Annotated in this window: 4 protein-coding genes; all 4 read left to right on the plus strand. The window is 49.0% G+C overall.

Annotation, left to right across the window (positions count from 1 at the left end; genetic code table 11):
• Positions 1–446: 446 nt before the first annotated feature.
• Complete coding sequence (locus Q0482_RS06590; protein WP_299144862.1) at positions 447–1,745, plus strand: SLC13 family permease; 1,299 nt, start codon at positions 447–449, stop codon at positions 1,743–1,745.
• Positions 1,746–1,932: 187 nt separating this feature from the next.
• The gene (locus tag Q0482_RS10035; RefSeq protein WP_299001203.1) at positions 1,933–2,022 is read left to right on the plus strand and encodes a hypothetical protein; all 90 of its coding nucleotides are present in this window, start codon (positions 1,933–1,935) and stop codon (positions 2,020–2,022) included.
• A gap of 32 nt (positions 2,023–2,054) precedes the next feature.
• Positions 2,055–3,179 carry a sodium ion-translocating decarboxylase subunit beta gene (locus tag Q0482_RS06595; RefSeq protein ID WP_299144863.1) on the plus strand — a complete coding sequence of 375 codons (1,125 nt, stop codon included), beginning with the start codon at positions 2,055–2,057 and terminating at the stop codon, positions 3,177–3,179.
• 1,443 nt (positions 3,180–4,622) lie between these two features.
• Positions 4,623–5,414 (plus strand): SLC13 family permease (locus Q0482_RS06600; protein WP_299144865.1); only part of this gene is annotated, 792 nt, incomplete at its 3' end.

The raw sequence follows: 5,414 nt of genomic DNA on the forward strand, positions 1-5,414 counted from the left end.
AAATAAAAATTAAAAAGAAGCATTTGCAATTAGCCATCAAAGAGCGTTGATTTCAGGGAGAAAAGACAGGAGGTATAAATGAAAACCATAATCAATAGCATGCTATTGATTAAAATTAAAGATATGTTTCAAAATTGAGAGATGTCTTAAGATGGTTGAAATCGGGAGGGCTCATGAATACAATAAGCATAGATGCCTATGTAAGTGCATGTCATATGCATTTGCTTAGATGGGAGCCCGACCCTGGGACTGTGAACAAAGGAGGATAGCAGGTTTACCAAGGGATTACATTTCTTTCCGGATCATATTCGGATTCATGTGGAATTCAGCAATTATTCTTTTATAACTAAATATGAGTCCAAATCTTCCGGAGAAAATTCCGGTACATGTCCGGCTGGCATCGTGCCTGGCAGATATCGGAAAAACTCAAAAGGAAGGTGAACCTTATGGATCCAGCCATTACTACACTGTGTGTACTGGCAGTAGCAGCATTCCTGTTTGTTACCGAACTGATCCCGCTGGCAGTTACCGCTATGGCAGCCTGCACGGCTCTCGGTATTCTGGGCGTTCTCCCTGCTAAACAGGTTTATGCAGGTCTTTCCAACTCCACCGTCGTTCTTTTCGGTGGTATGTTCGTTATCGGCGCAGCCATGTTCAAAACAGGCCTCGCTGAAACCATTGGTCTTGCAGTAGTTAGAAAAGCAGGCACCAAGGAAGTTCCGCTGATGGGCGCTATCATGCTCGTAACCATCATCCTGTCTTCCGTATCTTCCAATACCGGTACCGTTGCATGCCTCATGCCGGTAGTTATCGGTATTGCCAATGCGGCAAACATCCCTGCTTCCAAGGAACTGATGCCTCTGGCTGTTGCAGCTAACGTAGGCGGCACCATCACCATGATCGGTACTCCGCCAAACGTTATCGTTACCGGCGCTCTGTCCGCGGCCGGTCTTCCGTCCTTCGGCTTCTTCGAATTCGCCCTCATCGGCGTTCCGCTGTCTGTTATCGTCCTGATTTACATGCTCACCATCGGCCGTAAGACCATTCCGGCTAAGTCTGCAGGTGCTATGGATGAAGAAGCAGTGAAAGCTGCTAAGGAAGAAGCAGGCGCTTCTGATGACAATGCTCCGAAGAGCAAGACAAAGATGTGGATTTCCGGTCTCATCCTGATCGGCGTTGTTGTTGCTATGGCTCTGAACCTCAAGACCGTTCCTCTCCAGACTGCAGCTGTTACCGGCGCAATCCTCTGCGTCATCACCGGCTGCCTGAAAGAAAAGGAAGCTTATGCAGGTATCGACTGGGTAACCATTTTCCTGTTCGCCGGCATGCTTTCCGTAGCTACCGCTATGGATAAGACAGGCGCAGGCAAACTGATTGCCGACACCGTAGTAGGCATGATGGGTGAAAACCCGAACCCCATCGTTCTCTGCGCTGTACTGTACCTGATTTCCAACGTACTGACCCAGTTCATGAGTAACACTGCATCTGCAGCACTTCTTGCACCAATTGGTATTTCCATTGCCCAGTCCATCGGCGCTGACCCGAAACCGGTACTTATGGCTATCGGTATCGCAGCATCCATGGCATTCGCAACACCAATGGCTACTCCGCCAAACACCCTGGTTCTCGGACCTGGCGGATTCTCTTTCAATGACTATGTAAAAGTAGGCGTTCCGCTCTGCATTATTACATTCATTGTCAGCGTAATCATTATCCCGATTTTCTGGCCATTCTTCCCGGGCTGATAGTCTTATCGCTTCGGTTTGAACGACTGATTTATGGAGGCTGGAGCCGTCTCATGGCGGCTCCCTGCTTCTGATTTTCACTGTGTGAGGCAGAAACCTCACAGGCATCTTCAAAGCAGGATGCTTAAAAAGAAAGGTGGATTTATTCATGGATACTCCGAGCCCACTTTCCATTTGTATCGTTAACATGGTTATCGTATTTGCCGTTCTGATTGTTCTTCAGTTCATCATTCAGCTGATTCACGTTGTGGATCCAACCAAGAATAAGAAGAAATAATTTTACGACAACCTGATTAGGAGGATACAAATATGGATGGCTTTATGAGAGCACTGGTTTCTGTATGGACAGATTCCGGATTTGCTGCATTAACATGGCAGAACATCGTCATGATTTTCGTCGGACTGATTCTGCTCTATCTGGCAATTGCAAAAGATTACGAACCTCTTCTGCTGATGCCCATCGCCTTCGGCGATATTATGGCTAACTTCCCGAATACCGGTTTCGAAACCGATATGGGCGTTATGATGGCTATTGGATTTGGTATTAAGTATGAAATTTTCCCGCCGCTGATTTTCATGGGCGTAGGCGCCATGACCGACTTTGGTCCACTGATTGCTAACCCGAAGACCATGCTCCTCGGTGCAGCTGCCCAGATCGGCGTATTCGTAGCACTGGCAGGCGCTATGGCTCTTGGCTTCAATGTCCAGGAAGCAGCATCCATCGGTATCATCGGTGGTGCCGACGGCCCGACCGCTATTTACCTGACTTCTAAACTGGCTCCTCATCTGCTGGGCGCCATCGCTGTAGCAGCTTACTCCTACATGTCCCTGGTTCCGCTGATTCAGCCGCCAATCATGAAACTCTGCACCACCAAGGAACAGAGAAAGATTAAGATGACCAACCTTCGTCCGGTTTCCCATTTCGAAAAGGTAGCATTCCCGATTGTCGTAGCAATCGTGGTATCCCTGCTTCTGCCACCGGTAGCAGCACTGATGGGTATGCTCTGCCTGGGCAACCTGTTCGAAGTATCCGGCGTAACCGCTCGTCTGTCTGATACTGCCCAGAACTCCCTGTGCAACATCGTTACCATTTTCCTGGCAACCGGCACAGGCCTCACCATGACCGGTGATAAATTCCTTCGTCTCCAGACCATTGAAATCATTTTCCTGGGCCTCGTTGCATTCGCAGCAGGCACCGCAGGCGGCGTACTCTTCGGCCAGATCATGAGAATTGCATCCGGCAACAAGGTGAACCCGCTGATCGGTTCCGCAGGCGTATCTGCCGTACCAATGGCAGCCCGCGTATCCCAGATTGTAGGTCTGAAAGACAACCCGTCCAACTACCTGCTCATGCAGGCTATGGGCCCGAACGTAGCAGGCGTTATCGGTACTGCAGTAGCTGCAGGCACCATGCTGGCACAGTTCGGAGGCTGATTTCTCTAAGAAATCTGTCGATAAAAAGCACTCTCTTCGGAGGGTGCTTTTTTGATGCTTTCCTTCGGAAAGCAAGGGGGCTGAAGTTTGACGCCCGCTTTGCGGGCGAAGGCTCTCAGGTTTGACACGCCTTCGGCGTGAAGGTTGAGGTGGCGCCCTTCGGGCGCTGAATATAAAGGGGGCGGCGAGCCGTCCCGGGTTCAGAGGGTTCAAAAGGTGCAAAGGGTTCAGAGGAGGTGGTGGGCGCCTTTCGGCGCCATTATGAATGAAAAGGGAAGCATAGAGGGGCCTATTCTGTCCCCTGCATAGGGGTGGCAAGGGAACTGGGTTCGTAGGGAGCCGTAAGGCGACTGAGAATCCAGTGACACGCTTCCCTTTGGGCAAGTCCGGCGCAGCCGGATAAGGGGTGGCCGCCAGAGGCGGCCAATTCTCGCAGATCGGTATTGCAAATGAGTCACTATCGTCATGCACCAAGATTCTTTGCTTTGCCCAGCATTCTGTGTCCGGCGTGAAGACAGGAATGTAACGCCTGCCGCGAAGCGGCATATAAAAACATCGCCCGCAGGGCGATACCACAACCCTCAGGCCACAGGCCCATCAAACCTAAGAACCTTCCCGCCGATTGGTATTTATTGCAAATGAGTTACTATCGTCATGCACCAAAATTCTTTGTTTTGCCCAGACTGTGTTCGGCGTGAAGACAGGAATGTAACGCCTGCCGCGAAGCGGCATATAAAACTCATTGCCCGAAGGGCAATCTACAACCCTTTGAACCTTCTGAACCCTTTGAACCCTCTGAACCCGGGCCACGGAGTGGCCCTTATAACAATCATCTATAGCACCCTATATAAAAAACCTAATAGGTACGATTTTAGGTGAACAATAAAATGTAAAAATGGAAATTTGAAAAAGTTAGAAAGCATACGATGTTAATCTGCAAATGATAATAAATATTGATAACTTTGAAAATCCATAGCAGACGATAAAATCGATGTCTATGGATTTTTTCTTTCTTCGTGGACAGAAAGAAAGAAGGGAAAAAGGAGGCCTGTTTTCATTTAAAAAAGGCATAAAAAAAAGAAATCAGGGAACTCATTTCATGGAATGGAAGAGAAAAATGATTGATACATAGCATGTTATGTAAATTTGCTAAAATCATAGCATGCATTTACAATGAACATAGGTGCCTATGTAATGCATATCATTCGCAATTACGTAGATGCAGGCTCCTACCCCGGGGCTTTGAACGAAGGAGGATAGAAGGTTTGCCAGGGGAGAATTTTTTCCGGATGGTAAATTCGGGATTCATATTCGGAATTCAGCAATTATTCTTTTATAACTTCATATGAGTCCTTATGACTTTCCGGAGAGTTCCGTTCCGATTTCCTTAATCAGCACCATAAAAGGAATGAGGACAGAAAAATCAAAAGGAAGGTGAACCTTATGGATCCAGCCATTATCACACTGTGTGTATTGGCAGTAGCAGCATTCCTGTTTGTTACCGAACTGATCCCGCTGGCAGTTACCGCTATGGCAGCCTGCACGGCTCTCGGTATTCTCGGTGTTCTTCCGTCCAAACAGGTATATGCAGGTCTTTCCAACTCCACCGTCGTTCTTTTCGGTGGTATGTTCGTCATCGGCGCAGCTATGTTCAAGACAGGACTTGCTGAAGCCATCGGTCTCTGGGTTGTTAACAAGGCAGGCACGAAGGAAGTTCCGCTGATGGGCGCTATCATGCTCGTTACCATCATCCTTTCCTCCGTATCTTCCAATACCGGTACCGTTGCATGCCTCATGCCGGTTATCATCGGTATTGCCAACGCAGCCCACATTCCTGCTTCCAAGGAATTGATGCCTCTGGCAGTCGCAGCTAACGTAGGCGGCACCATCACCATGATCGGTACTCCGCCAAACGTTATCGTTACCGGCGCTCTGTCTGCTGCAGGACTTCCGTCCTTCGGCTTCTTCGAATTCGCCCTCATCGGCGTTCCGCTGTCTATCATCGTTCTGGTTTACATGCTCACCATTGGCCGTAAGACCATTCCGGTGAAGAGCGCAGGCGCCATGGATGATGCTGCTGTAAAGGCAGCTAAGGAAGAAGCAGGTGCAGGCGATGACAGTGCTCCAAAGAGCAAGACAAAGATGTGGATTTCCGGTCTCATTCTGATCGGCGTTGTAGTTGCTATGGCTCTGAACCTCAAGACCGTTCCTCTTCAGACCGCTGCCGTTACCGGC

It is taken from the genome of uncultured Dialister sp., assembly GCF_937959425.1.
Lineage (GTDB): Bacteria > Bacillota > Negativicutes > Veillonellales > Dialisteraceae > Dialister.